At 73.6% G+C, this 26,297-nt stretch carries 21 protein-coding genes and 2 pseudogenes; 18 read left to right on the forward strand and 5 right to left on the reverse strand.

The window, feature by feature from the left end; translation table 11 throughout:
• The first annotated feature begins 96 nt into the window (after nt 1-96).
• From ABZ497_RS12290 to ABZ497_RS12335, 10 genes are all read left to right on the forward strand, one after another.
• Nucleotides 97-345 carry a phosphopantetheine-binding protein gene (locus ABZ497_RS12290; protein ID WP_329485905.1) on the forward strand — a complete coding sequence of 83 codons (249 nt, stop codon included), beginning with the start codon at nt 97-99 and terminating at the stop codon, nt 343-345.
• A gap of 12 nt (nt 346-357) precedes the next feature.
• Nucleotides 358-1,185: an SAM-dependent methyltransferase gene (locus ABZ497_RS12295; protein ID WP_359804527.1), complete on the forward strand. Its 828-nt coding sequence runs from the start codon at nt 358-360 to the stop codon at nt 1,183-1,185.
• A gap of 58 nt (nt 1,186-1,243) precedes the next feature.
• Nucleotides 1,244-2,203: a 3-oxoacyl-[acyl-carrier-protein] synthase III C-terminal domain-containing protein gene (locus ABZ497_RS12300; protein WP_359804528.1), complete on the forward strand. Its 960-nt coding sequence runs from the start codon at nt 1,244-1,246 to the stop codon at nt 2,201-2,203.
• Nucleotides 2,200-3,567 carry an ATP-grasp domain-containing protein gene (locus ABZ497_RS12305; protein ID WP_359804529.1) on the forward strand — a complete coding sequence of 456 codons (1,368 nt, stop codon included), beginning with the start codon at nt 2,200-2,202 and terminating at the stop codon, nt 3,565-3,567. The genes ABZ497_RS12300 and ABZ497_RS12305 overlap by 4 nt, the downstream gene beginning before the upstream one ends.
• Nucleotides 3,564-4,838 carry a type III PLP-dependent enzyme gene (locus ABZ497_RS12310; RefSeq protein WP_329485901.1) on the forward strand — a complete coding sequence of 425 codons (1,275 nt, stop codon included), beginning with the start codon at nt 3,564-3,566 and terminating at the stop codon, nt 4,836-4,838. Before ABZ497_RS12305 ends, ABZ497_RS12310 begins: the two co-directional genes overlap by 4 nt.
• Before the next feature lie 187 nt (nt 4,839-5,025).
• On the forward strand, nt 5,026-5,280 hold the full coding sequence (locus ABZ497_RS12315) for a phosphopantetheine-binding protein (protein ID WP_329485900.1): 255 nt from the start codon (nt 5,026-5,028) through the stop codon (nt 5,278-5,280).
• Between the two features lie 11 nt (nt 5,281-5,291).
• Nucleotides 5,292-6,137 carry a hypothetical protein gene (locus ABZ497_RS12320; RefSeq protein WP_359804530.1) on the forward strand — a complete coding sequence of 282 codons (846 nt, stop codon included), beginning with the start codon at nt 5,292-5,294 and terminating at the stop codon, nt 6,135-6,137.
• A complete protein-coding gene (locus ABZ497_RS12325) occupies nt 6,137-6,778 on the forward strand; it encodes a hypothetical protein (protein ID WP_359804531.1) in 642 nt (213 codons plus the stop codon). Before ABZ497_RS12320 ends, ABZ497_RS12325 begins: the two co-directional genes overlap by 1 nt.
• Entirely contained in the window at nt 6,771-7,931 is a 1,161-nt protein-coding gene (locus tag ABZ497_RS12330) for an acyl-CoA dehydrogenase family protein (protein ID WP_329485897.1), read from the forward strand. Before ABZ497_RS12325 ends, ABZ497_RS12330 begins: the two co-directional genes overlap by 8 nt.
• 85 nt (nt 7,932-8,016) lie before the next feature.
• Nucleotides 8,017-8,439: a holo-ACP synthase gene (locus ABZ497_RS12335; RefSeq protein WP_359804532.1), complete on the forward strand. Its 423-nt coding sequence runs from the start codon at nt 8,017-8,019 to the stop codon at nt 8,437-8,439.
• A gap of 144 nt (nt 8,440-8,583) precedes the next feature.
• Here the strand turns inward: ABZ497_RS12335 and ABZ497_RS12340 are convergent, their stop codons facing one another.
• On the reverse strand, nt 8,584-9,123 hold the full coding sequence (locus ABZ497_RS12340) for a TetR family transcriptional regulator (RefSeq protein ID WP_359804533.1): 540 nt from the start codon (nt 9,121-9,123) through the stop codon (nt 8,584-8,586).
• Nucleotides 9,124-9,214: 91 nt separating this feature from the next.
• Between ABZ497_RS12340 and ABZ497_RS12345 the strand changes: the two genes are divergently transcribed.
• The 3 genes from ABZ497_RS12345 (at nt 9,215) to ABZ497_RS12355 (ending at nt 13,650) form a co-directional block, all read left to right on the forward strand.
• Nucleotides 9,215-10,474, forward strand: a complete 1,260-nt coding sequence (locus tag ABZ497_RS12345; protein WP_359804534.1) for an MFS transporter — start codon at nt 9,215-9,217, stop codon at nt 10,472-10,474.
• Nucleotides 10,475-10,510: 36 nt separating this feature from the next.
• Complete coding sequence (gene asnB / locus ABZ497_RS12350) at nt 10,511-12,388, forward strand: asparagine synthase (glutamine-hydrolyzing) (protein WP_359804535.1); 1,878 nt, start codon at nt 10,511-10,513, stop codon at nt 12,386-12,388.
• A gap of 206 nt (nt 12,389-12,594) precedes the next feature.
• Nucleotides 12,595-13,650, forward strand: coding sequence for an alpha-L-glutamate ligase (locus ABZ497_RS12355; RefSeq protein ID WP_359804536.1), 1,056 nt, complete (start codon nt 12,595-12,597; stop codon nt 13,648-13,650).
• 84 nt (nt 13,651-13,734) lie between these two features.
• Here the strand turns inward: ABZ497_RS12355 and ABZ497_RS12360 are convergent, their stop codons facing one another.
• The 3 genes from ABZ497_RS12360 to ABZ497_RS12370 form a co-directional block, all read right to left on the reverse strand.
• Nucleotides 13,735-18,792 carry a tetratricopeptide repeat protein gene (locus ABZ497_RS12360; RefSeq protein ID WP_359804537.1) on the reverse strand — a complete coding sequence of 1,686 codons (5,058 nt, stop codon included), beginning with the start codon at nt 18,790-18,792 and terminating at the stop codon, nt 13,735-13,737.
• On the reverse strand, nt 18,789-19,289 hold the full coding sequence (locus ABZ497_RS12365; protein ID WP_359804538.1) for a hypothetical protein: 501 nt from the start codon (nt 19,287-19,289) through the stop codon (nt 18,789-18,791). Before ABZ497_RS12365 ends, ABZ497_RS12360 begins: the two co-directional genes overlap by 4 nt.
• Nucleotides 19,290-19,609: 320 nt before the next feature.
• Complete coding sequence (locus ABZ497_RS12370; RefSeq protein ID WP_359804539.1) at nt 19,610-20,869, reverse strand: phospholipase D-like domain-containing protein; 1,260 nt, start codon at nt 20,867-20,869, stop codon at nt 19,610-19,612.
• Between the two features lie 225 nt (nt 20,870-21,094).
• On the opposite strand from ABZ497_RS12370, the pseudogene ABZ497_RS12375 reads away from it, so the two are divergent.
• Both ABZ497_RS12375 and rho read left to right on the forward strand, forming a co-directional pair.
• Nucleotides 21,095-21,601, forward strand: a pseudogene (locus ABZ497_RS12375) (hypothetical protein); the annotation flags it as partial.
• 3 nt (nt 21,602-21,604) lie between these two features.
• Nucleotides 21,605-22,882, forward strand: a complete 1,278-nt coding sequence (gene rho / locus ABZ497_RS12380) for a transcription termination factor Rho (protein WP_359804609.1) — start codon at nt 21,605-21,607, stop codon at nt 22,880-22,882.
• A 29-nt stretch (nt 22,883-22,911) separates the two neighbouring features.
• On the opposite strand, the gene ABZ497_RS12385 is transcribed toward rho, so the two are convergent.
• Nucleotides 22,912-24,276 carry a hypothetical protein gene (locus tag ABZ497_RS12385; protein WP_359804540.1) on the reverse strand — a complete coding sequence of 455 codons (1,365 nt, stop codon included), beginning with the start codon at nt 24,274-24,276 and terminating at the stop codon, nt 22,912-22,914.
• 260 nt (nt 24,277-24,536) lie between these two features.
• On the opposite strand from ABZ497_RS12385, the gene ABZ497_RS12390 reads away from it, so the two are divergent.
• From ABZ497_RS12390 to ABZ497_RS12400, 3 genes and pseudogenes are all read left to right on the forward strand, one after another.
• On the forward strand, nt 24,537-25,079 hold the full coding sequence (locus ABZ497_RS12390) for an EF-hand domain-containing protein (RefSeq protein WP_359804541.1): 543 nt from the start codon (nt 24,537-24,539) through the stop codon (nt 25,077-25,079).
• A gap of 60 nt (nt 25,080-25,139) precedes the next feature.
• A pseudogene (locus ABZ497_RS12395) lies at nt 25,140-25,316 on the forward strand (LUD domain-containing protein); the annotation flags it as partial.
• Nucleotides 25,317-25,913: 597 nt separating this feature from the next.
• On the forward strand, nt 25,914-26,189 hold the full coding sequence (locus ABZ497_RS12400) for a hypothetical protein (RefSeq protein WP_329485884.1): 276 nt from the start codon (nt 25,914-25,916) through the stop codon (nt 26,187-26,189).
• Nucleotides 26,190-26,297: the final 108 nt, after the last annotated feature.

Genomic DNA, 26,297 nt, shown 5'->3' on the forward strand with positions numbered 1-26,297 from the left:
ATCCCGTACGTCCCGAGCGCATCCCGCACGGCCCGAGCATGCCCGTATCGCCCTATCGCCCTATCCCCCTATCGCCCCAACACCCGAGGAGTGGCAATGGCTTCGGCAGGAATCGACCAGGTCCGCGAGTGGATCCTGGCCAGGCACCCGGACCGGGAATCCATCGAGCCCGACGAGAACCTCATCGAGAGCCGCCTCGTCGACTCGCTCTCCTTCGTGGAGCTGGTCTACACGATCGAGAGCGCCAGCGGCGTCGAGATCGACTTCGACAGCATCGACATGCAGGACCTCCAGACCCTCTCGTCGATCGAGAAGGCCTTCTTCACCCCGGCCCGACTCCCGTAGGAGGCCATCCCCATGGAAGCTGTCTCGTACACGGCCCAGTGGACCGCCGCGGCCCGCGCCGTCGAGTCCGAGCGCCCCGGCGACGCCCTGTTCCAGGACAGGTTCGCGCGCGATCTCGCGGCCCCGCGCGGCTTCGAGCTCCTCGACAAGTACGGCGGCGGCGGCCTGATCCCGTTCATCGCCATCCGCACCAAGTACCTCGACGACAGCATCGAGGCGCTGCTGGCGGACAGCGGCATCCGGCAGGTGGTCCTGGTCGCCGCGGGGATGGACACCCGGGCGTTCCGGCTGGCCTGGCCGCCCGGCAGCACGGTGTACGAGGTCGACCACGGCGGCCTCATCGACGAGAAACGTGCCCGGCTGGCCGCGCTCGGGGCGGAGCCCACGGTGGAGCGCCGCGAGGTGTCGGCCGACCTCGCCACGGAGTGGCTGCCCGCGCTGCACCGCGCCGGCTTCGACCCGGAGCTGCCCACGCTCTGGGTCGCGGAAGGGCTGATGTTCTTCCTCACCGAGGAGCAGGCCTCCCACCTGCTCGGCGTGCTCGGCTCGGTCTCGGCCCCCGGCAGCCGGCTGGCCGTCGACTTCGCCAGCCGGGCGCTGCTGCGCAGCCCCTTCTCCAGGGCCTTCCTGGCCGGCCTGCGCGAGGACGGCACGCCCTGGCTCTTCGGCACCGACGAGCCGGAGGAGTTCCTGGCCGGTACCGGCTGGAAGGTCCGCGAGCTGCGCGAGCCCGGCGAGCCCGGCGCGGGCCAGGGGCGCTGGCCGTACGAGGTGCAGCCCCGCGACCGCCGGGGCGTGGCGCGCAGCTGGCTGGTCCGCGCCGAGTTCGCCGGCCGCTGAGGAGCGGGCGGATGAGGAGGGAGCGGATGAGGAGCGGGCGGATGAGGGGAGTACCCGGATGGGTGGCGTGACCACACTGGAGAGGATCGAGTCGTTCCTCCCCGAACGGAGCGTGCGGATCGACGACCTCGCCGAGAGCCTGGGGCTGCGCCGCGCCGAAGTGGGCGTGTTCCGGAAGATCTACGGCCTCGACCGGCTGCGGTTCGATCCCGGGACCGGCCTCTTCGACCTGGTGCTTCCCGCGGCCCGCCGTGCCCTGGCGGCGCTTCCCGCAGGACGGCGGGTCGACTACGTCATCTACGCGCACACCATGCAGACGCTCGCCCCGCCGCACATCGACGCCGCCCGGGTCATCCGGGCGAAGCTGGGGCTGCACGACGCCGAGGCCTTCGCCCTCACCCAGCAGGCGTGCGTCAGCAGCCTCGGCGCCATCGACCTGGCCGGCGAGCTGCTGCGGGCCGAGGCGCCCGAGGGCGCGTACGCGCTGATGGTCACGGGGGAGCGGGCGTACTCCCCGAAGGTCCAGCTGATCCCGAACAGCGCGGTGATGGCGGACGCGGCCTCCGCCTGCCTGCTGACCGTCGGCGGCCCCGGCGACGAAGTGCGCTCGTACCTGACCCGCACCCTCGGCGCCTACGCGGCGGGCCTGGAGATGACCCCGCAGGAGATCAGCGCCTTCGGCCAGGACTACGCCACCGTGCTCGGCGAGGTGATCGAGGAGTCCGTCCGCCGGGCCGGCCTGAGCTTCGACGAGATCGACCTGGTCATCCCGCACAACGTCAACGCCGTCTCCTGGCGCCACACCATCCAGCGGATGGGCGCCGACCCGGACCGCTTCTTCCTGGACAACATCCCGCTCTACAGCCACTGCTTCGCCTCGGACGTGTTCCTCAACTACACCACCCTGCGCGAGCGGGGCCGGCTGGTCGACGGCGGCCACTACGTCCTGGTCTCGGTCGGCCTGGGCGCCACCTTCGGCGCCATGGTCATCACCCACCGTGAGGGAGGCACCCCATGACCGGCACCGCCTACACGGCGGACCTCAAGGAGGCGCTGACCGGCGACCGCGAAGCGCGTTTCGTCTGGCTCTGCAACTTCGAGGTGGAGAACCAGTGGGCGCGCGGCCACACCGGGCTCCCGGCGGCGCGGATCACCACCACCGCCGCGACCGTGCAGCGGATGGAGGAGCTCGGCGCCCTGCTCGCCGAGCCGACCGACCACCTGCTGCTCGACCGCCCGCTCGATCCCGGCTACCGCGCGTACGCGGAGAAGACCGGGCTCGGCGCGCCCACCGAACTGATCACCCGGGCGCCGGCCGGCGAGGACGGCACCAGCGGGGCCGTCCTCGACTCCCCGGAGCTGCTGGACCGGCTGCGGGTGCTCGCGGGCGGCGGCGCCTACCTGATGCCGATGGGCAACTCCCCCCTGGAGCAGGAGATCTGCCGGCGGACCGGGCTGCGCCCCGCGGGGCCCGGTCCGGAGACCTCGGCGCGGGTCAACAGCAAGATCTACAGCCGCCGGCTGACCGAGGAGCTCGGCCTGCGGGCGATCCCCGGCTTCACCTGCGAGACGGTGGGCGAGCTCCACCGGGCGCTCGACGACTCGCTGGGCGACGGCGGGCCGGTGATCGTCAAGGACGCCTACGGCGTCTCCGGCAAGGGCCTGATCGTGCTCGACACCCGCAAGAAGGCCGACCGGCTGCTGCGCATGGTCGACCGCCGCGCGCGAAGCAGCGGGGACGACGCGATCCACGTCGTCGTCGAGCGGTTCCTGCCCAAGCGGTTCGATCTCAACTACCAGTTCACCATCGCCCGGGACGGCCGGGTGAGGTTCGACTTCGCGAAGGAGGCCCTGACCTCGGGCGGCGTCCACCTCGGGCACGTCATGCCCGCCGCGCTCTCGCCCGTCCAGCACGAGAGCCTCGTCGCCGCCGCCGAGCGGCTGGGTGCCCGGCTCTTCGAGGACGGCTTCTTCGGCGTGGTCGGCGTGGACGCGCTGCTCGGGCAGGACGATCTGGTGTACCCCGTCCTGGAGATCAACGCCCGTCTGAACATGTCCAGTTACCAGGGGCAGGTCACCGAGCGCTTCCTCGCCCCGGGCGGGGCCGCGCTGGCGAAGCACTACGCCCTGCGGATCTCCGCCCCGGTCTCCTTCGACGAGGTGGCCCACGCCCTCGGGGACCTCGCCCGGCCGCCCGTCGACGGCAACGGGCTGGTCGTCACCTGTTTCGGCACGGTCAACGCGCAGGCCGGCACCTCCCTCCCGTTCGACGGGCGGCTCTACACCCTGCTCTTCGCCGCCGACCGGCACGGCCTCGGCGACCTCGACCGCCGGACCACCGAGGCGCTCCACCGTCTCGGCACCACCGAAAGGACGCCATGAACACCAGCGAACTGAGGGTGCAGGGGGTACCGGTCTCGCGGATCGCCGAGCAGTTCGGCACCCCGCTGTTCGTCTACGACGCCGAGGTGCTGCGCACCGTCTACCAGTCGCTGCGCGAGGGGCTCCACCCCGCGGTGGACGTCTTCCTCTCGCTCAAGGCCAACCCCAACGTCGCCGTCTGCGGCTACCTCGGCTCGCTCGGCGCCGGCGCCGAGATCTCCTCCCTGGTCGAGCTGATGACCGTCCAGCGGGCCGGCATCGCGCCGGAGAACGTGATCTTCCTGGGGCCGGGCAAGACCCGCGCCGAACTGGAGGCGTGCGTCGCGGCGAACCTGCACGCCATCGTCTGCGAGTCGCTGGACGAGCTGCGCCTCCTGGAGGAGATCGCCGAACAGGCCGGGCGGGCGGAGGTGCCGGTGCTGCTCCGGGTCAACCCCGACTTCCACACCAAGGGCTCGGGCCTCGCCATGAGCGGCAAGCCGCGCCAGTTCGGCATCGACGCGGAACTGCTGCGCCGCTCCCGCCCGGTGATCGACGCACTGCGCCGGGTCCGGGTCCGCGGCTTCCACGCCTACATGGGCACCCGGTTCCTGAACGCCGACGACCTGGTGCACAACACCCGGCAGATCCTGGTGATCGCCGAGGAGCTGTCGCAGACGCTCGGCATCCCGCTGGAGACCGTCGACTTCGGCGGCGGCTTCGGCGTCGCCTACTTCGACAACGAGAAGGACCTCGACCTGGGGGCCGTCCTCGCCGGCATCAACGAGGTCGTCGAGCCCTTCGTCCGGGCGCACCCCGGTTGCCGGCTGATCAACGAGCTCGGCCGCTACCTGACCGCGCACGCCGGTACCTACGTGGTGCGCGCGCTGTACGTGAAGGAGTCCCTCGGCGAACGCTTCGTGGTCGCCGACGGCGGCACCAACCACCACATGGCGGCGGTCGGCGTCGGCAGCTTCGTCAAGCGCAACTTCCCGATCCGCTCGCTGACCAGGTACCGGGACGAGCCCAGCGACACGTACACCGTCACCGGGCCGCTCTGCACGCCCAACGACGTCATCGGCAAGAAGGTCGCCCTGCCGCCGGTCGAGGCCGGCGACCTGCTGGGCGTCGAGCGCTCCGGCGCCTACGGGCCGACCGCCTCCCCCGGGCTCTTCCTCAGCCACGGATTCCCCGCCGAGGTCCTGGTCCACAACGGTGCCGCGCACCTGGTCCGGGAGCGGGACCGCCGCGAGGAGATCCTCGCCAAGCAGCACCTCGTCGACTTCGACTGACCGGTCGGCGGCCGTTCCCGGCAGCCGCGGCAGCCCCGGCAGCCGCGAAGTCCCCGACCGCGCGAACGTGGCAGAGCCACCGCCAGCCCCGACAGCCCCGACAACCCTGACAGCCCAGACAGCCCAGACAGCCCAACCAAGCCCAGACCGGCCCCGACAGCCCCGGCACAGAGGAGTGAACCGGAACATGGAACGTCAGAACGTGGTGTCCGCGGTGGAGGCCGCTCTCAGCGAGGTCCTGGAGCGGGCCGTCACCGGTATCACCGAGGACGCCCGGCTCTTCGAGGACCTGCACCTGGACTCCACCTCCGTCCTGGAACTGCTGATGGTCCTGGAGGACACGGTCGAGATCTCGGTGGACCCGGAAGCCCTGGACATGGACGACTTCAAGTCGGTGGGCACCCTCACCGACTACGTCCTGGCCCAGGCCGACGGCGCATGAGGGAGGCCGCGATGTCCACGACCCTCCAGGGCGCCGGCGCGGTGGTCTCCCCGCCGCACCGGCCGTACGACGAGGACCCGGCGACGCTCTCCTACTACCGCGACCTGGTCGAGCCCTTCGGCCTGGAGGTGGCGCCGGACCTGCTGCGCTCCGCGCCGAACGTCACCCACCGCGACCTGGTCGACCGGCTCGCGGCGATCGAGGGCGTCCGGGACAGTGCGCCCGACCTGGTGATCGTGGCGCAGGCACTGCCGGACGTGACGCCGTTCGTCGCCATCGCGCCCTACCTCGACCGGCTGCTCGGCGGCGGGTCCGCCAACAACCTCGGCATCGGCCAGCAGGGCCTGGCCGCACCGTTCACCGCGCTGCGGGTCGTCTCCGCCTTCCAGCGGGCCGGCCGGAGCCGCACGGCGGTGCTCGCCGTCCTCGAACAGACCACCCTGCCGACCCGGTTCCCCCTGGTCCACGACAACGGCCTGGTCGACTCCGGGGTGGTGCTGGTCCTCGGCACCACCGGCGGACCCCGGGTGGCGGGGGTCGAGACGATCCCCGCCACCGAGTCGCCCCTCGACCGCCTCGGGGAGCTCGCCGCCAAGGACCCGGCGGGCACGCTGGTGGTCACCGGGCCCTGGTTCGACCGGCGGGGGCTGGACCAGGACGGCCCCCGGCACCGGGTGGAGCCCGGCAGCTACTGCACCAGCGTCTGGCTGGCACTGGCCCGGAACTGGCGCTCCTGGCAGCACCGGTACGCCACGGTGCTGCTCTGCGACACCGACCCGCGCTCCGGCGAGAGCCACCTGGCCGTGCTGGCCTCGGACTCCGCCGGGACCGCGGCCTCCGGTGAGGGAGCGCTCTGATGCCGCCGGTCGACACCCCGCCCCGGACGGCGCCCGGCGGCGCCGGCACCGGTAGCGCCGGGGCCGCGGCGGCCCTGCGGGACTTCGCCGCCGCGCTCGACGCCTGCCACGAGCTGGCAGGCCCGGGCGCGCTGGTCAGCTCGGCCGGCGGCTGGGCCGTCGCCTCGGCCGGGCGCCTGCCGGAGGGCGCCCCGGTGCCGGGCGGCTTCGACACGCTCGCCGTGACCGGCCCCGGGGTGCCGTCGCCGGACGGGGCCCGGGAGCTGTTCGCCGACGGGCTGCTCCGGCTCCACCGGGAGCTGCTCCGCGGACTGCTCGACGCCGTCGTGGTCCGGCTCAACGACCGCACCTCGGAGGGCGCCACCCTGCTCAACCGTCAGCTGGTGCGGAGCGCGGTGGCCGACGTAGCGCTGGCCCTCACCGAGGCGGCCGACCTGCTGGCGATCCCCGACCGCACCGCCGCGCGCCGCCACCGGATCCACCGCGGGCTGGTGGACGCGGGCCGCGTCGCGATCAAGCTGTACGGCGCGAGCGGCTTCGTGGCCGACGGCCCCGGCCGGCTGCTGTACCTCGCCGAACTGCTGGGCAACACCTACCTCCTGCCGGACCGCCGAGAACGAGACGAGGACGGGAATGAGTGAGCCGGACCCGCACCGGACAGCCGCGCTCAGGTCCCACATCCGCGAGTCCGCGGGAGAGCTGCGCGGGATCGGTCTGGAGATCGACCGCGACCCGGAGGCGATCGACCGCTGGCTGCACCTCCCCGTGGTGGACATCATGCGCAAGGCCACCGTCCCGGTGGAGTACCTGGAGCGGCCGCTGCGCATCGACGGACACACCTACGACATGAGCTCCTGTCTCGAACACTCGATTGCCATCGAGGAGTTGAGCTATGGAGACGCGGGCTTCATGCTCGCCTGCCCCGGCCCGCTGATGTCCGGCGTGGCGGTCGCCGCGCTGGGTGACGACAAGCAGCGGCAGGCCTACTACGAGCGGGTGGCGGCCCCCGGATCGACCTGGACCTTCTTCGGACTGACCGAGCCCGAGAAGGGGTCCGCCGCCGCCGAACTGGAGACGGCGCTCACCCCGGACGGGGACGGCTTCCGGCTGAACGGCGCCAAGCGCTACGTGGGCAACGCCGCCTTCGCCCAGCTGGGCGTGGTGTTCTGCCGCCGGGCACCGGGACCGCTCGGCATCGAGGCGGTGCTGCTGGACACCACGGCGCCCGGCCTGCGGGCCGAGCTGATCCCGACCGTCGGCCTGCGCGGCGCGCGGATCTCCGCGATCCGGTTCGAGGACGTCCGGGTGGAGCGCGAGCAGATCCTCGGCTACGAGACGCTCAAGCCCAGCCGGCGCGGGCTGGTCGGCGCCATCCGGACCTTGCAGCGGTTCCGTCCGGTGCTCGCCGGGACGGCGCTGGGGCTGGTCCGCGCGGTGCTGGACCACGTGCGGGAGGAGCGTCCGGGGCTCACCGGTACGGACCGGCTGCGGCTGGACGAGCTGGTGGACGCCCTCGCCGCGCTGCGGCACCGGAACTACGAGGTGGCCGCCGCGATCGACGCGGGCCGGACGGGAGCGGACCGGATCGCCGGGGTCAAGACGCGTGCCGCCGAGCTCGCCGAGCGCAGCACCCTGGCCGCCGCCGAACTGCTGGGCCCGGGCGCCCTGCTGGCGGATCCGCTGCTCGACAAGCTGTACCGGGACGCGCGGGCCTTCGAGTTCATGGAGGGCACCGGGCACATCCAGCGGCTGGCCGTCTTCCAGGGCGTGCTCAAGGGCACGTTCCTCCGGTGAGCCCGGTCCGCGCCGGCGTCGTCCGCGCCGTGCCCGCCGTCCGGGCCGGCGTCGTCCGGCCTCCTCGGCGAGGGGTGCGCTGACCGTGTGGATCGGTGTCGACGTCCTCCAGGAGGGCGAGCTGGCGGCGCTGCTCGGCCGGCCCTGGTTCCGGGTGTACGCCTACGCGCCGGCGGAGCTGGAGATCGCGGACTCCTACGGGGCGGAGCGGGCCCGGGAGTTCCTCACCGGCCGGTTCGCGGCCAAGGAGGCCGTGCTGAAGGTGATCGGCACGGGCTTCGGCGGGGGAGTGACCCCCCGGCAGGTGAGCGTTCTGCGCGCCGACGGCGGGGCGCCGGTGGTCCGGCTCGGCGGCGAGGCCGCGCTGAGGGCCCGGGAGCGCGGCATCGCGGCCATCGGGGTCTCGATCACGCACAAGCGGGGTCTGGTCATCGCCGCCGCCATCGGGACACCGGGCCGGGCCGCGGCGGACGCCCCGCCGGTGGCCCGGGCCGGGCACCGGCCCTGACCGACGAACCGGACAGTCGAGAGAGGGGGAGAGCCCGTGCCACCACCGCCGCAGACGCCGCCCGCCCCGGGCCGGTGCGCCGCCCGCCCGACCGACGCGGGGGCCGCCGGGGCCGCGCCGGTCCTCCCGGGACGGGGGCGGCGCTCAGTCGAGGAGCCGCTCCGCCATCCGGCGGGCCAGCAGGGTCGGTGCGGCGTTGCGCTCGCGCATCGCGGTGACGATGGCGCCGTCCATCAGCAGGGCGAACTGCGGCGCGAGTTCGGAGTGCCGGCTGTGCCCGGCGGCTTCGAGCAGGCGGTCGAGGAAGTCGGTCACCGCCTGTTTGTGCGCTGCCGCCAGCCGGTACACCTCGCTGGCGGGGTCGGACACCTCCGCCATGGCGTTGATGAACGCGCAGCCGTGGAAGTTGACGTCCGCCGCCCCCTCCGCGAGGGCGTCGAAGACCGCGAGCGGTCCGCCCCCGCGGGCGTCCACGGCGTCTTCGAGCCAGGCGCGCCAGCTCTCGTCCCGACGGGTCAGGACGGCCGCCACCAGGGCGTCCTTGCCGGTGAAGTGCCGGTAGAAGGACGCCCGGCCGACCCCGGAGACGGCCAGCAGTCTCTCCACGCCGACGGCGTGGATCCCCTCGGCGTAGAAGAGCTCCTCCGCGGTCTGGAGGAGGCGGTCGCGTGCATGGGTCGCCATGGGTCCACGGTAGCGGATCTTGACCCCAAACGGCACCGAGCGGTACCGTCCTCATAAACAGAACCGATCGGTACCGAATGAAGGAGGGCCCATGGCCCGGCTGACCGATTCCGGCACGGGAACAGCGCTGATGGCCGAGGACGACCCCGAGGCGGTATCGGCGAGGAGTGCGTGGCGAGCCGTCCTGATGCTCGGCTTCGGCACCTTCGCGCTCGGTACCGACGAGTTCGTGCTCGCCGGGGTGCTGCCCGAGTTCAGCAAGTCCCTGGACGTCTCGATCGCCACCGCCGGCCAGACCGTCACGGTGTTCGCGCTGACCTGCGCCGTGATGTCGCCGGTCCTCGGCACCCTGACCGCCGGCTGGCCCCGCCACCGGGTGCTCAAGCTCGCCGTCCTGCTCTACATGGCGGGCGTGATCGCGACCGGGCTCGCCCCGTCCTTCGCGGTCGTCCTGGTCGCGCAGATGATCGCCGCGGCGGGCGCCGGCCTCTACATCCCCGCGGCCAGCGTCACGGCCGCCAGTCTGGTCGAACCCGAACGCCGGGGCCGGGCCATCGCCGCGGTGACCACCGGGCTGACGGCGGCGACGGCCCTGGGCGCGCCGATCGGCACCGTGGTCGGCAGCGTCCTCGGCTGGCGGGCGACGATGTGGTTCATCACGGCGCTGACGGCGCTGGGCCTGATCGGCGTGCTGGCCATGGTGCCCCGGGTGTCCGTGCCGGCCCCCGGCGGGCTGCGCCAGCGGCTCGCCCCGCTCGGCGACCGCCGGGTGGTCACCGTGCTCGCGACCACGCTGGTCGCCTTCACCGCCGCCTACATCGTCTACACCTACATGGCCGAGGTGTTCTCCGACGCGACCGGCGGCAGCGGCACCAGGCTGGCGGTCCTGATGTTCGCCTTCGGCCTGACCGGGACGGTCGGCAACTTCTACGCCGGCGCGCTGGTCGACCGGATCGGTGCCCGGCCGGTGGTGGGCGGCGCCATCGTGCTGCTGGCCCTCAGCCTCGTCGTCCTCCCGCTGACCACGGGCTCCTACCCGGCCGCGCTGGTCGTCATCGTGGCGTACGGTGTCGCGGCCTGGGCCATCACGGCCCCCCAGCAGACCCGTCTGATCACCCTCGAACCCGAGTCCGCGCCCCTGCTGATCTCGCTCAACGCGGCCTTCCTCTACCTCGCCATCGCCTTCTCCGGCGTCATCGGGGCGGTCGGCATGAGCTCGATCGGCGCGGACCGGATCAGCTTCATCGGAGCGGGGCTGGCGGTGGCCGCCCTCGGCCTGTCCGAGCTGGCGCACCGGTTGTCCTCGCGTACCCCGGCGGCGGAGCCGTCGAAGGTCGATACGTACCACTGAAACGCGCTCGATCACTCGACGAAAGGGATGTCCGAGATGTGCGGAATAGTCGGCTGGGTGGACTTCGGTCGCGACCTGACCAGGGAGGGAGCGACCGCGCAGGCCATGACGGACACCATGGCCTGCCGGGGGCCCGACGCCGAAGGCGTCTGGACCGCCCCGCACGCGATGCTCGGCCACCGCAGGCTCGCGGTGATCGACATCGAGGGCGGCGCCCAGCCGATGACCACCCCGGAGACCGGTCCGGACGGCCGGCCGCTCGTGGTCCTGAGCTACAGCGGCGAGGTCTACAACTTCCAGGAGATCCGCGAGGAACTGGTCCTGCTCGGCCACCGCTTCCTCACCCGGAGCGACACCGAGGTGGTGCTGCGCTCGTACCTCCAGTGGGGGAGCGAGTTCGTCCACCGCTTCAACGGCATGTTCGGCCTGGCGATCTGGGACACCCGGACGCAGGAGCTGCTCCTGGTCCGCGACCGCCTCGGCGTCAAGCCGCTCTTCTACTACCCGATCGACGGCGGCGTGCTCTTCGGGTCCGAGCCCAAGGCCATCCTCGCCAACCCGCGGAGCACCGCGACGCTCGACCTGGACGGGCTGCGCGATGCCCTCGCCCTCGCCCGGGTGCCCGGCCGGACCCCGTTGAAGAACCTCTACGAGGTACGGCCGGGCCACATCCTGCGGGTCGGCCGCGACGGGCTGCGCGAGGAGCGCTACTGGTCGCTGGAGACCCGCCCGCACACCGACGACCTCGACACCACCGTCGCCACCGTCCGCGAGCTCATCGAGGACGCGGTGAGCCGGCAGATGGTCTCCGACGTACCGCTCTGCGCGCTGCTCTCGGGCGGCCTCGACTCCAGCGCCCTCACCGCGCTGGCCCAGCGCTCGCTCGACGCCAAGGACGGCAGCCGGGTCCGGACCTTCTCCGTCGACTTCGTCGGACTGGCCGGGGAGTTCAAGCCCGAGCAGTTCCGGGACGCGCCGGACGCCCCGTTCGCCGCCGAACTCGTCCGTCACGTCGGCACCGAGCACCGCGAGATCCTCCTCGACACCGCCCAGCTCGTCGACCCCGGCGTCCGCGACACCGTGCTGCGGGCCTGGGACCTGCCCTACGGCATCGGCGACCACGACCCCTCGCTCTACCTGCTGTTCAAGGCGGTCCGCGAGAGCTCGACCGTCGCCCTCTCCGGCGAGTCGGCCGACGAGGTCTTCGGCGGGTACCTCTGGTTCCACGACCCGGTGGCCTCGCAGGCCGAAACCTTCCCGTGGCACGCCATCAACCGGGTCCCGGTGAGCGAGCAGGCGACCAGCTTCCTCGACCCCGGCCTGGTCAAGTCCCTCAACCTGGCCGAGTACGTCGCCGACGAGTACCGCACGGCCGTCGGCCAGGTCACCCACCTGCCCGGGGACAGCGACCTCGAACGCCGGATGCGCCTCGCCAGCCACCTCAACATCACCCGCTTCCTCCAGATGATGCTCGACCGCAAGGACCGGATGAGCATGGCGACCGGCCTGGAGGTCCGGGTGCCGTTCTGCGACCACCGGCTCGTCGAGTACGTCTACAACACGCCGTGGGCGTTCAAGACCTTCGACGGGCGGGAGAAGAGCCTGCTGCGCCACGCCACCAAGGACCTGCTGCCGCGGTCGATCGCACAGCGCCGAAAGGCCCCCTACCCCTCGACCCAGGACCTCGGCTACGACCGGGCCATCAACCGCGAACTCGCCCGGATCGCCGGCGACCGGGACGCCCCGGCGCGGCCGCTGCTGAACCTCGACGCCGTCCGGTCCCACCTCGCCGCGCCGGTCGAGAACGCCTACTCCATGATGCAGCGATCGGTGTACACCGAGCCCCCGGTCCGGCTGGACGCCTGGCTCAGGCTCCACGACGTCCGGCTCGACGACGGCCTCCTGACCGCGTGACCGCGTGACCGCCTGACCGTCTGACCGCCCGACCGTCCGGCACCGGTACCCGGCCAGGGCGCCGCCGGGACCATCGGCGACCGTCGAGCCGTCCGTGAGAGCGGGTACTCGGGACACCGGGTACCCGCTCTCCCCGGTCTCTGGGCGGTCGCGGTCCCCGGCGGTCCGCGAACGACGAACGCCTCGGGCCGAAGACCCGGACAGGGGTGCCACCAGGAACCGATCGCCGCCCAATTCGTGTTCTCTCACTCGGAATTGGCGCCGCGATGGTGTTGACTGAGACGATGATGCCGTTGTTGTTGGTGACCGACCACGGGTCCAAGGAGGGCAGCCGCGAGATCCTCGCCGACGCCATCGCCCGCGTGACGGGCCAGGGTCCGGTGCGGCTGGACGCACGGCTCCTGTACGACGACGGGCCCGTGACGGCAAGCCTTGAGCGGGCCGGAGGCCTCCTCACGGTCCGCCGGCCGGGCCGCGCCCCGGTGGCCGTCGAACCGGTGGTCGTGGTCTTCGAGATACCTCCCCACCGCAGACGCCACCTCGAAGGATTCCAGGACCTGCTGCGCCGGTTCGGAGCGCGGACGCTCGCGGCGGATCCCGAGGCGTGGCGGGTCGCGACGGACAAGTCCCTGATGGTCGAGCGGTTCAGCCGGGACTCCGTCGCGCAGATGGAGACTCTGCGAATGAACGGCTCCTGGCACGACATGCTGAGCGCGTTCCGCCGCCTGGGCCGGGACGTGTGGGCACGGCCCGTACTCGGCATGGGCGGAGCGGACGTCTTCCACGTAACCGGCACCGAGCAGCTGAAGGCCGCCGCTGCCTTCTACCGGAGCACCGGGCAGGGCTGGCTCATCTCCCGCGATGCGGGGAACTTCACGGCCGACGGCCGCCGCAACCAGCACCGTGTGATCGTGCTGAACGGAAAGGTCGTCCACGCCTTCGAACGCCACCAGAGTGATCCGGACCGGCCGTGCAACGTCTCCCAGGGGGCCGGCACCACCGTGTTGGGCCCCGACCGGCTTCCCCCGAGGCTCGCCGAACTCGCGGTGGCCGCCACCGCTTCCGTCGGACTGCCCTTCGCCGGCGTCGACCTCGCCGCGCAGAGCGGCGGTGTCGTCTTCGAAGTGAACGTCCACCCTGCCTTCAACCCCGACCGGCCCGTGGAGACTGTCGCCATCCCCTACGTCCGCGCCCACCTGTCGGCAGACCCGGACCTGACGTCCAACGGCGCCGGCCGACGAGGCGCCCGCCGACCGGCGTGAGCCCCGCCGCGTTGCCGCCGCGGCTCCCCAACGCCGCGGCTCACCGACACCGCCGGGCCCGCAGGCCGTGGCCAGCTGATCCGGTCACCCGCCGCGCAGCTTCCCCAGTCCCACCCGCATGTTGCGGATCGCCCCTTCGGCCTGGGAGCGCAGACCGCAGGCCTGGAGGAGCGCCGCGGCCTCGCGGCTGACGGTGATGCCCTCCTGCAGTTCTCCGAGGTCGACCAGGACCGCGCCGAGCATGAACAGGGCGGTGCCCTCGGTCTCGCGCGCTCCCAGGGTCCGAGCGAGATCGACCGCCCGCCGCCACACCGGGGTCGACTCGACGTAGTGACCGGCTCCCAGCAGGGCTTTGCCGAGCGAGACCTGGGCGGTGAGCTCGTTCCCGTGGTCGGCGGGGGGAGCCGCGAAGAGGATGGCGGCCTGTCGGCAGGGTTCGACCGCCCGGGGCCACTGCTCGATCCGCAGATGCATCTCGCCCGCGTTCAGCCACGCTGTCGCGGCCGAGCGCGGGTTGCCCGAGGCCCGGTACGACGCGGCGGCCTCGGTGAAGGCTCCGGCCGCCCGCTCCTGCTGCCCGGCCTGGTGGAGCGCCGCGCCGAACTCGAACCAGGCCATCGCCCGGAGCGGGTCGCCGAGCTCCAGCGGCACCGTCGTGGCCCGGCCGGCGGCGGCGAGGCGCTCCTCGGCCCGGCCGGTCTCCCGCGACGCCATGGCCAGCAGGATCAGCGCCTTGACCTCCCCGGGCCGGTCGCCGATCGTCCGATGGACGGCCGCAGCCCGGTCCGCCACGTCGGCCACGGCGGCGAACCGCTGCGTCTCCTGGAGCGCGGAGCACTGATTGAGCAGGGCCGACCCCTCGCGCCAGAGCTCACCGAGGTCCCGCATCAGGTCGGCGCAGCGGCCGTTGACCGCCGCGGCCTCCTCGAAGCGCCGGCCGTCCGACAGCGCGGTGCCGAGACTGTAGAGCGCCGACCCCTCGCCCAGCCGGTCGCCGGCCGCCGCGTAGAGATCGACGGCACGCCGGGCACCGCTGATCGCCTCGTCGGGACGGCCCGCCCGAATCCGGCTGTTGCTCAGCCGCACGAGTGCCGCGGCCTCGCCACGTGCGTCGCGATCGGCGCGGTGGGCGGCGGCCGCCTGCTCCAGTGCGGCGGTGGCCTCGTCCGGTCGGCCGAGCCGGGTGAGTGCGTCGTGCAGCTGACCGAGCGCCAGTCCTTCGCTGCCGTGTTGGCCCAACTCCCGCAGCAGTTCGACGGCAAGGCGCCCGGCGTCGACCGCTTCGGCGAACTCCTCCGCGTCCACCAGCGCGCCGGTGAGGCCGAGCAGGGCCCCGGCCTCGCTCGACCGGTCGGCCGTCCGCCGGCTCAGCCGCACGGCCCGCTCGAAGGCGTCGACGGCCTCCGCGTTGTCGTGGAGGGCGAAGCAGGCGACGCCGAGCCCGTAGCAGGCGTCCCGCTCGTACCGGCGGTCGCCGAGCTCCGCCCACATCCGCGCGGCCTCGCGCCACGGTGCGACGGCCTCCGACGGCCGCCCGGAGCGCTCCAGGGCCCGGCCCAGGTTGTGCCAGGCCGCCGCCGGGTGGCGGGGATCGTCCGGCCTGGTCGGGCCGTTCAGCGCCGCCGCCGCCTCGCGGCACAGCGGGAGGGCTTCGTCGACCCGGCCCGCTTCCAGGAGGACGGCGCCGTACTGGGAGAGCGCCACGGCCTCCTGCTCCCGGTCGCCCGCCGCCCGGCAGCGGGCGAGCAGTCGCTCGGCGAGGGGGAGGGCCTGGTCCAGTTGCCCCGAACCGATCAGGTTGGCGCAGAGGGTGAGCGAGGCCTGCCTGGCCCGGCGGGGCTCTCCGGCGGCCTCGTAGAGCGCCACCGCACGTCGCAGCGCGGTGGTCGCCTCGGCGAGTCGCCCGCTCCGCGACAGCGCCGTCCCGAGGCTGTGCCGGGCGTCGACCTCTTCCAGGGGATCGCCGCTGTCGTCGTACTCCCGCCTGCCCGTGCGCTCGTAGAGGTCGGCGGCCCGTTCCAGGGCGACCACCGCCTCCTCGTTCCGGCCCAGTTGGAGGAGGGCCTCACCGCGGGTGTAGAAGGGGTGGCCGTGCTCCCGGCCGAGCTCCTCGTCGAGGGTGCAGGCGGCGTCGGCGGCCTCGACCGCCTCCCCGTACCGCCCGGCGCGCCGCAGGTGGTCCGCCAGGTTGCTGAGCGACACGGCCTCGAACTCCCGGAAGCCCAGCTCGCGGGAGGTCCCGAGGGCGCGCCGGCCGACGGACACGGCCTCCGCGTACCGCCGGGCCCGGGCCAGCGCCGTGCCCAGATTGAGCAGCGCGGCGGCCTCGGCGGCGCGTTCGTCCGTCCCGGCGTACAGCTCGACGGCCTGCCGGGCCGCCTCGACGCGCTCCTCGGGCGCGCCGAAGGGCAGGGCGCTCAGGTTGAGGAGCATGTGCGCCTTGTCGCCGGGTGCCCCGGACTCGCCGTACAGGGCCGCCAACCGCCGCAGCAGGCCGGTGAGTTCCCAGGGAGCCGTGCTGCCGCCGGAGCCCAGTGCCTGATAGAGGTCGGCGGCTTCGCGCAGCACCGTGACGGCCTCGTCCCGTCGGCCGAGTTCGGCCAGCCGGTCGCCGTGCGCCTCCAGGGCTCGGCCCAGGCCGCGCCGGTGGATCGCGGGATCGACCTCGGCGAGTTCCCTCGCCAGGACCACGGCCTCCTCGGCCGCGGTCAGGGCAGGCCCGGAGGTCCGGTCGCCGTGTTCGGTCCGGCGGGGGAGCGTCGCGCTCAGGTGGACCAGGGAGGTCACCAGATGCGGCCGGTGCACGGCCGGATTGGCCTCGGCCAGGCGCCGGAACAGGCCGACCGCCTCCTGCGCCGCCTCGACGGCCCGCTCGCGGCGTCCGGCCTCCAGCCGCACCCGCCCCAGGCTGCCCAGCGCCCGTGCCAGATCCCCGAGGTGGTCGCCCGGCCGGACCGCGGCCAGCCCGCGCAGCACGGCGACCGCCTCCTCCGCCGCCGCCACGGCCTCGTCCCGGTGGCCCTGTCGCAGGCGCAGGGCGCCCAGGCCGCTGAGGGCCCGGGCCAGCTGGGCCGACTGTCGCTCGGGGTCCTCGGCCGCGAGTCGCCGGCGCAGGGCCGTCGCCTCCTCGGCGACGTCGAGGGCTTCGCGCGCCCGGCCGCAGTCGGCGAACCGTCCTCCGAGGTCCGTCAACGACCGGGCCAGGGCGGGGCGGTGGCCCGGGTCGTGCTCGGCCAGCTCGCGCAGGAGGGCGGTGGCGCCCTGGGACTGCGACAGCGCCTCGCTCCAGCGCCCGTGCCGGGCGAGGGCGTTGCCGAGTTCGGTCAGCGAGTCCGCCAGCCGGGCCCGGTGCCGGGGGTCGTTCCCGGCCTGCTGCCACCGGTTGAGCCTGGCGGCCTCCTCCGCCGCCGCCAGGGCGGGCCCCCACTTGCCGGCGTTGGTCCGGCGCCTGCCCAACGTCCCGTACAGCCCGGCCCGTTCGGCCGGGTCCGTGCGGCCGTCCAGGCGGTGCGCGGTCAGCCGCTCGACCACGGCCAGGGCGCCGGCGTCCAGGTCGATGTGCTCGCCCTCGGGCAGCAGCGGCTCCACGCGCTCCAGCACCGTGAGCAGCTCCGGGTCGATCGGGCGGCCGTGGGCGCCGTCGGCGCTGTCGGCGCCGATGGCGGAGAGGCCGCTCAGGGCCGCGCTGCCCGCTCGGAGCGCGAGGTCGGGCCGGTCCCGCAGCACGGGGTAGAGCACGGTACCGCCCACATGCGGCCACCGGTCGGCCGCGGCGGCCAGGAAGGCGACGGCGCGGGGCGCGCAGAAGGCCGTGCGTTCGTCGGTGAGCAGCCGTGCGGGGACAGCGGTGGCCCAGGCGTCCGTGGGAAAGCCGGTGACGGGGTGGCCCGGCAGGAGCAGGGCGAGGAAGTCCTCGGCCAGCCGGTCGGGTAACAGCGGCTCCAGCGCGGTGCCGCGGTCGGACGGCGGGTAGCAGACGGCGTGGTCGGCCAGGGCCCGGTCGACGGGCACGCCGGGCATGACCCGCTCCAGGACGGTCACGGCTCGCGTGCGGGCGACCGGCCCGGAGAGGATCGCCGTGAACACCGTCCGCGCCATCACCTCGTCGGGCGTGCCGTAGTCCAGGCCCCGGCCGCTGTTCTCCTGGAGCTGGCTCCAGTTCTCGCGCTCGCGGTCCAGCAGGTAGGTGGTGAGGCCGATCATGTCCGTCGGTGGCGTGCGGCCGCAGGCCGCCGCGTCCACCGCGACGAGGGCGGCCATGTGCAGGGCCAGCGTCAGCCCGAAGTCGGCGTGACGCAGGTCCCGGGGCGGCCGGATCGGGGCCGGGGCGCCGAGTTCGGGGTAGTGGCGGACGAAGCAGTCCCTGGCCGCGTCGAACATCGCGCCCCGGAGCTGTCCGTCGTCGGCGAGCGGCCGCAGCAGCTGGTCGGAGGTGTGGACGCTCTCCCGCAGCCGGTCCAGCTTGCCCCGCAGCGCGGGCCACTGGCCCGCCGACCGGCCGATGAGCAGCACCCGCGCGGGGACCGGCTGCCGGAGCATCATGTTGTGGAACAGCCAGCTCAGGTCGGACAGCGGCCACCGGTCGGCGTAGTCGACCAGCACCAGCACCCCGGCGCTCCCGTCGAGACGCAGATCCTGGCTGCCGTCGGCCGGCGGATGGGTGTCCGTCCCGTGGACGGCCTCCGCGACCACCCAGCCGGCCCGCTCGGACTCCTCGGCCAGCCGCCCGGCCAGCCGGGTCTTGCCCTGGCCGCCTTCCCCGTGCAGCCACCGCACCGCGAACCTCGGTTCGGCGTCACGCCAGGCCAGTAGCTCCGCCAGCTCGGTGTCGCGGCCGGTGAAGTCGACGACCTCGGCCCGCGCGTCCAGCAGTCGGCTGGGCTGCGACCTGAGCCAGGCCGGGTCGGGACCGGCCGGGCGCCGGTGGCGCAGCAGCAGGTAGACCGGCGTACCGTCACCGAACACGTGGATGTCGGCGCCGACGGCACCGTAGGCGAAGCCGCCCTCGGCACGGACGTGTTGGACGTGCCGGGCCCCCTGGACCCGCTGGGCGGGCAGGGCCTGTGGGGCCGGCCCGGGCGGTGTGGCATGTTGTCGGTCGGGCGGGGTCCCGTCGGCGCGTCCCGTACGGGCGTCGCTCACGCCTCGGCCTGCCCGCCGTCCGCGGCAGCGCCGTCCGGGGGTGGCACCTCACGGGCGTGGGCGCCCTGGTAGTGGATGACGTTCCCGCCCTGCGCGCCGTAGACCGTGGCGTTGTCGCGGGCCACGATCGTCTGCACCCAGCCCCGGCGCTCCTCGGGCAGCGCCTCGCGGAGCGCGGCGAGCAGGTCGCGCAACTCGGGCTCGACCTCGGGGCAGTCCCTGAGCAGACGGGCGAGCCTGCGCCGCCAGACGGGCGCGATGTCCTGGCGGACCTCGTCCTGCTCCTCCGGGGCCGCGTCACGGACGAGCTCCTGGTCGGAGTCCAACTGTGTCTCCGCGCCCGCCTCGTGGTTCGGGCCCAGCCGTCCGAACATCGCGGCGATCCTCGCGCGGGCCACACCGAACGCACCCGTGGCCAGGGCACCGGCGAGAACGATGGCGCCCTCCTCGGCAAGACCTCCGAGTCCGTCGACCGTGGTCGGCAGATTGGTCATCATTGCCCCCTCCGTTGACTTCCGGTGCCGACAGCGTACAAGTGACGGCTTATCAGCGGCGGGCGGTGGAGGCGGAACGAGCGGGGTGAGCGCGGTCACAGGGGTCCTGGCATCACCCTGGCCGAAGCCGTCCGTGCGTGGGCTGTCCCACCTCGGCGGAGCTCTTCGCCGAGCACCGAGGTTCGCGGTCGACCCACCGTCGGAGATTCCGGTCGGCTGCCTTCGCGGTGCGGCCGGGGGTCTGCCGACCGCTCAGCAGACCCGGCCGCACCGGTCGGCTCGGCCGCTCCTGGCTGCCCGCGGCCGGCCGGTGCGGCGGCAGGTCACCAGGCGGTGCAGGCTCCGCTCGTCCTGATCGCCTCGAAGTTCGCCTTGAAGGCGTCGTGGACGGCCGGGTCGTCGATCTTCAGCAGGGTCTCGTCGTGGGACCGCAGGTTCGGGTAGGTGTAGTTGTGGCTCCCGGTGAACACCAGCTTGCGGTTGGCGGCGCCCAGGTAGGTGCCCTCGATCAGCAGGTACTTGGAGTGGATGCCGATCGACCGGGTGGTGCCGTCGCCGTTCGGCGCGGTGCCCCAGCAGCGGGCGGCCAGGTCGAGCTTGCCGGCCAGCGCGTTCTTCACGGTGGTGCCGAGGTTGCCGCTCTCCCCGTTGTGCAGCAGCTCCACCTGGCAGCCGGCCTTCTTCAGCTCGACCAGCTTGTCGGCGACCTGGACCCGGGTGAAGGCGTACATGGCGATCCGGATCCGGGTGGCGCCGCCCGCGCAGTCCGTGTTGCCGAGCAGGGAGACGACGGTGTCGGTGGACGCGTCGTCGTTGTAGGCCGTCCCCGCGCTCTCCTGGCGGGGGAAGAAGTACGTCTTGTACGGGCCGGCCTGCTGGCTCAGGTAGTTCGTCGCCAGGCCGTTGCCGGCGGAGCCGTACGTCACGAGGTCCTGCCAGTACGTCCGGTAGGCGGCGTAGAGGCCGGAGCCGGCGTCGGGGATGGTGACGGCGTTGTTGAAGAGGTTCTTGCGCTGGCTGGTGGTGAGGTTCGCAGAGGTCTGGAACACCACGTTCTCGGTGCTGCCGACCTTGGAGAACAGGAAGAACTTGTTGTGGTTGATCGCGCCGTCGTCGTCGTCGTTCAGCGCCCGGTTGCCGATGCAGCCGCGGGTGTCCGGACAGGCCAGCACCCAGGAGTCGGCGTTCTGGTCGGTGCCCAGGCCGGTCGGCGCGGCGAGCGTCGCGTACTCGGACCCGGTGGCCTTGGGCGGGTTGCTGCCGGGCTCGTAGGCCGGCACGGCGTCCCCGTCCACGACGAGCCTGACCTTCACGCCGCGCTGCTTGGCCGCGATCAGCGCGGCGCTGACACCGCCGTCGGTGAACAGGTACATCGAGCCGTTGATCTCGGCTCCGGTCGGCGTGCGCTTGATCAGGGAGATCAGCTGGTTGCGGATGGCGTCCTGGGAGGCGGCCGGCCCTGCCGGGTTGTTGAACGTGGTGGTGAGCGCCACCGGCGTGTCCTCGGCCGCTGCCATCGGCACCCCGAGCAGCGACGCGCCCACGACCAGCGCCGCCAGCCCCGCCGTCGTACGGACCTTCATCTGTATCCCCCTCTGTCGACACATCGATACAGGAGGTCACTGTACCGCCCATGATCATTAAGAGTGATCATGGGCCGGTCAACAGAGGGGCGAGGGGTGGGTGGTACGCCGGCGCGCCCAGCTCACCGCACCCGTCCGCGCAGGGGCGGGGGGCAGCTGGTACGCCGGGCCGGGGCGGGCGGCAGCGGGTACCCCGGTGCCGCCGCCGTGGCCGGGTGGCACGGAATGCCGCGTCACGCCGAGGCCCCGAGGTGTTACCCTGCCTATGGCGATGCTGGAAGCCCACCCTCAGGGTGCGGGAACCAGGCGCCACTGCACACCGGAGTCCCCGCCGTAGCGGCCCGGATCCCGTCATACCAACCGCTTCTTCCGGCGGTCTCCTGCCCGACGCATCGCCGGCACCCGACTGGTGCCCGCCCGGCAGGCAGCCAACTTCCCCTGCCCAGCCCCTTCGTGTACCCGGCCCCTTCGTGGCCGCGCCGGGGTTGCGTGTCCCGCCCGAGCACCGCCGCAGCCCGCTCCGGCGCCCCGCCGGGCCGACCAGCTCGTCGCCGGTTCCTGCCGCCCCACCGGGGCCGCCCGGCGCCCCTCACCCTTCGCCATCATCCGACAGCACAGGAGTACCTTCTCGTGACCACCACCACCGAACCGTCGACCCCCGCGCCGCTGGACGGCCTGCTGAAGACCGACCTCCACCAACTCGCCTCCGCCCTGGGCGTTCCGGGCGCCGCTCGGCTGCGCAAGGACGAACTCGTCGAGGCGATCATCGCCAAGCGCTCTCCCGGCCGGCCACCCGTGCCGGCGTCCGGTTCCCGGCCCGCGGCCACCGAACGCCGGGGCAGCCGGCCCGCGCAGCCGGCCGCCGCCGCGGACAGCGACCTCGTACCGGTCGCCGGCGTGCTGGACATCCGCGAGGGGAAAGCCGTCCTGCGCACCTCCGGCTACCTCCCCGGGCCCACCGACGTGCACCTGCCCGCCAACCAGGTCCGCGCACTCGGCCTGCGGACCGGCGACGTGCTGACCGGCGCGACCGCCCCGCGCACGCCCGCCCCGCGCGGGGGCGGCACCGTCCGCCCGGCATCGACCCGCATCGACACCGTCAACGGCCGCACCGTCGACGGGGCCGGGCACCGGCCCGCGTTCCACGAACTGACGCCGCTGTACCCGCAGGAGCAGCTGCGCCTGGAGACCGGTCCGCGGGAGCTGATCGGCCGGGCCGTCGACCTGGTGGCCCCGATCGGCAAGGGCCAGCGCGGTCTGATCGTGGCACCTCCGAAGGCGGGCAAGACGATGGTCGTGCAGTCGATAGCGGCGGCGATCGCCCGGAACCACCCCGAGGCGCACCTGATGGTCGTCCTGGTCGACGAGCGTCCGGAGGAGGTCACCGACATGCGGCGCTCGGTCCGGGGCGAGGTCATCGCCTCGACCTTCGACCGGCCCGCCCGCGAGCACATCGCGCTCGCCGAACTCGCCGTCGAGCGCGCCAAGCGGCTGGTCGAACTCGGCCACGACGTCGTCGTGCTGCTCGACTCCCTCACCCGCCTCGCCCGCGCCCACAACTCCGCCGCCCCCGCCAACGGCCGCACCCTCACCGGCGGCATCGACGCCGCGGCCCTCCAGCTCCCGAAGAAGCTCTTCGGCGCGGCCCGCAACACCGAGAACGGCGGCTCGCTCACCATCCTGGCCACCGCCCTGGTCGAGACCGGCTCCCGGATGGACGACCTGATCTTCGAGGAGTTCAAGAGCACCGGGAACATGGAACTCCGACTCGACCGCCGTCTCGCCGACAAGCGCGTCTTCCCGGCAGTCGACGTCAAGGCCTCCGGCACCCGCCGCGAGGAGCTCCTCCTCGGCCACGCCCGCACGCCCGCGGCGTGGACCCTGCGCCGGGCGCTGAGCGCTCTCGACGTCCAGCAGGCCGCCGAGCTGCTCCTGGACCGGCTGAAGCGGACCGGCGGCAACGACGAACTCCTGCGCCAGGTGGCGATCGGCTCCCCGGCCCGCACGGTCTGAACCGAAGGCACCCGCGGACCGCTGACGGCCTACCGCTGTCGAACACCCTCCACCACACCGTGGTGCTGGGCGACGCCGAGGAGGGCGGACGTCACCATGCCTGCGAGCGCCATGACGTAGGGCACGAACTCGCGGGCGTCCGCGTGGTCGGCGAGGCGGAACCTCAGGTCGTTCTCGTGCCAGGGGCTGTAGTGCCTGGCCTCGTCGTCGAGGAACGACCGGGCGAACTGAGCCGGGGTCCGGCGGTACCACACCGAGCGCGTGAAGGTGCTGTAGACGGTCTCCTTCGTCACCTCGGCGAAGCCGACCGGATCGCGCCGCGACCGGTCGAGCGTCAGGGTCAGCGTGTCGTAGGGGAGGACCCTGCCGTCGTAGTTCCAGAGTCTCCAGCCGCGATTGGCGGGCTCCGAGGGGACGACCGGCAGCTCGACGCCCGGCCGGGTGAGGCGCGGCGGCCGGTCGAGGGCGAGGTGCCAGCCGGACACGGACTGCCGGCTGCCCACGGTGAAGACCCGCATGCCGGGTCGGCCGGCCGTGTCGAGGGCGGCGCCCAGCCGTTCGGCCGTGGACGTGATCTCCTGCTCCGCCGCCTCCCGGGTCCGGGTGTTCACCGTCGCGCTCAGCACGTCCCGCCACCATGCGGGGAACTGCCCGGGGCCGACGATCTCCTCCACCGAGCGGCGGGCCTCCCGCTCCCACTCCACCCGGGTGCACCCGCGTCCGGCCAGTACGACGAGGAGCTTCGCCACCTCGCGCGCGGTCAGCGCCGCTTGCCCGGGCCGGCCGGCGTCCTGGGGAAGGACGAGGAGGGTCTGCTCCTCGTAGCGCCAGGTCCACGTCCGGAGGTCCGCCGCCCGGGCGAGGTCGGTCCACCGCTGCTTCCACTGCCGCAGAGCGGCGATGTGGGCCAGCCGTGCGGCCTCCGCGCGGTCCCGCTCGCGAGCGCGGACCGCCCGTTCCTCCTCCCGCGCCACCGCGACGCGTGCCTCGACCTCCTGACGCACCGGACGGTAGGCCAGGGTGGCGGCCGCCAGGTGGGCGGTGTACACCTCCTCGGCGCGGCCCAGGCGCGCCGCCCCGCGCCGACGGGCTCCCGGAACCCTCCTGAGCGCGCCCCGGCGGGAAACCTTCGCCCAGACCTCCCTGAGCCGGGCGGAGGCCGAATCGACCGCGTGGACGTAGGCGGCGAGCGCGTCCTGCCAGCGGCGCACCTCGTCGTCCGTCACCGTCACGCGCACCCGGTCGGTGGTGCGCCCCCCGACGGCCTCCCACGGGGGCACACCCGGGCGGCCGGGCAGCGGCTCGCCCTCGACGCCGTAGGCGACGACCTCGGTCGCCAGCCGTTCGCTCCCGCGCCAGGTGTACCGCAGGACGGACCGCCGTTGCTCCGACACAGTCTGCTCCTTCCCCGCCCGGCCGAGCGCCGTCCCCGGCACGTACCCCGGCCCAAGGGTCGCTCAACTCCCCGGGCGGGGCGGCTTCTAGCACAGGTGGCGATGGATCTGCCGGGATTCTCCGGTTCTTCGCCGAAGTCCGGCGGGTGCCCGCTGCGGCCGCTTATCGTCACCATCCTGCCGCCACGCGTGGTGGCGCAGCGGTTCGGTACGGCAGCGGTTTCGGTACGGCAGCGGTTCGGCACAGGGGAGGTCCGTCGATGGCCAGCGAGTTCCAGCAGCGCAAGCTCCGCAACGTCTTCGCCGCGTTCGACACGGACGGGGACGGCTGCCTGCGGCAGAGCGTCTTCGGGGCCCTGGCGGAACGGTGGAGCCGACTGCCGGCCGTCCAGCGGGACGCGGGGCTGAGGGCCAGGGTCGAGGCGCTCATGACGGGCTGGTGGGACCACCTGCGCACGGTCGCCGACACCGACCACGACGGCACGGTCGACATGGACGAGTTCCTGGCGCTCGTCGACCGGCTCCCCGCCCTGCGCGAGGTCGTCACGGCGACGGCCGACACCGTCTTCGACGCCGTGGACGAGAACGGGGACGGCCGCATCTCGCGCGCCGAGCACCGCAGTCTGGTCGACATCTGGCACGGCCGGAGCGTGGCGACCGACGACGTCTTCGAACTGCTCGACCTGGACGGTGACGGGTACCTCAGCCGGGCCGAGTTCGCGCTCCTGTGGGCGCAGTTCTGGATCAGCGCCGACCCGGCGGAGCCCGGCAACGTGATGTGCGGCCGCATCCCGGAGCGGTGATGCCGCCGCCGAGCGAGCGGGCGGGCGTCACCCGCGGGGCCCGTCCGGGAGGACGACGCCGACCCGCACGTCTGCGTGGTCGGTGCCGACCAGATCGTTCCCGACGTCCCCGACGCGATGGGTCTGCTCGACCCGGTGCGGCCGACCGCCTGGATCAGCGGCCCCTCCGCGACCAGCGGCATCGAACTCGACCGCGTCGAAGGCGTCCATGGCCCGCGCACCCTGCACGTCGTCGTGGGCCGAACGGCTGAACACGCTGTCCCAGCCGGCCAGCCGGTGGCTGGCCGGCCGCGAGCACGGACAAACTGCGCGGGGGTACGGCGCAGGAGGCCGTCGACCTGGCCGCCAAGTGCGGCAGGTACAGCCCCGCCCTGTGGAACAGCACGGTGAACACCCTGTTCGCGGCGGCCGCCGTGAAGGTCGTCGGCGGGGGAGACGCGGCGCAGATCCTCGCCGACGCGGCCAGGCAGGCCCAGGCCGAGATCGACCGGCAGCGCGCCTGAGGAATGCCCGGTCCGCCGCCGTCCGGCGCCCCGCGCTCCCGTCCGGGGAGAGCGTTTTCCCGGGGCGGGGGTGATTCCCGGCGACGGACCGGGTGTTCCGCGGTGAGGCCCTGGTGGCGGGGGATTTCGGCCGCTCGGCGGTGCGGTCCGGGAATTGCAAGCCGCCGTACTTCGGAATGCGCTCCGCCTTGTCCGGGCCCGCGGGAATTCCGGTGCGGGGCGGATTCCGGCGGGTCCGGCTCCGGATTCGGGTATTCGCTCCGGCGGGGATTCCGGGCGCCGCCCCGGCGGTCGGGATGCGGCCGGTGCGGGGCGGGGGCAGGGTCGAGGTATGAGCGGAGTGATCGTACTGGTCGAGCTGGAGCCGTCCACGGAGGTGCTGGACGCGGGAGAGGTCGACGTGGGCGCCCGGATCCGCTGGGTGCACGCGGCCCCGGCCGACCCGGAGGTGCCGGAGGACCCGGGGCCGGTCACGTTCTGCGGGATCGGCACGGGCGACCTGGAGCGCGAGAACTACCGGCCGTCCGGGCCGGGGCAGCCCTGGTACCCGCCGTCCCAGCGGACCCGTCGGTGCCGCGCCTGCGAGTCCGCGCTCAGGGTGCTCTGAGTTCAGGGTGCTCTGACGTTCAGGACGCTCTGAGCTGGTGGACCGGGGCCGGCCGGGCAGCGGGCCGTGCCTCTCCGGGCACGGTCCGCTGCCCCGAAAGGGCCGACC

The sequence above is a fragment of the Kitasatospora sp. NPDC005751 genome (assembly GCF_040630835.1).
Taxonomy (GTDB): Bacteria; Actinomycetota; Actinomycetes; order Streptomycetales; family Streptomycetaceae; genus Kitasatospora.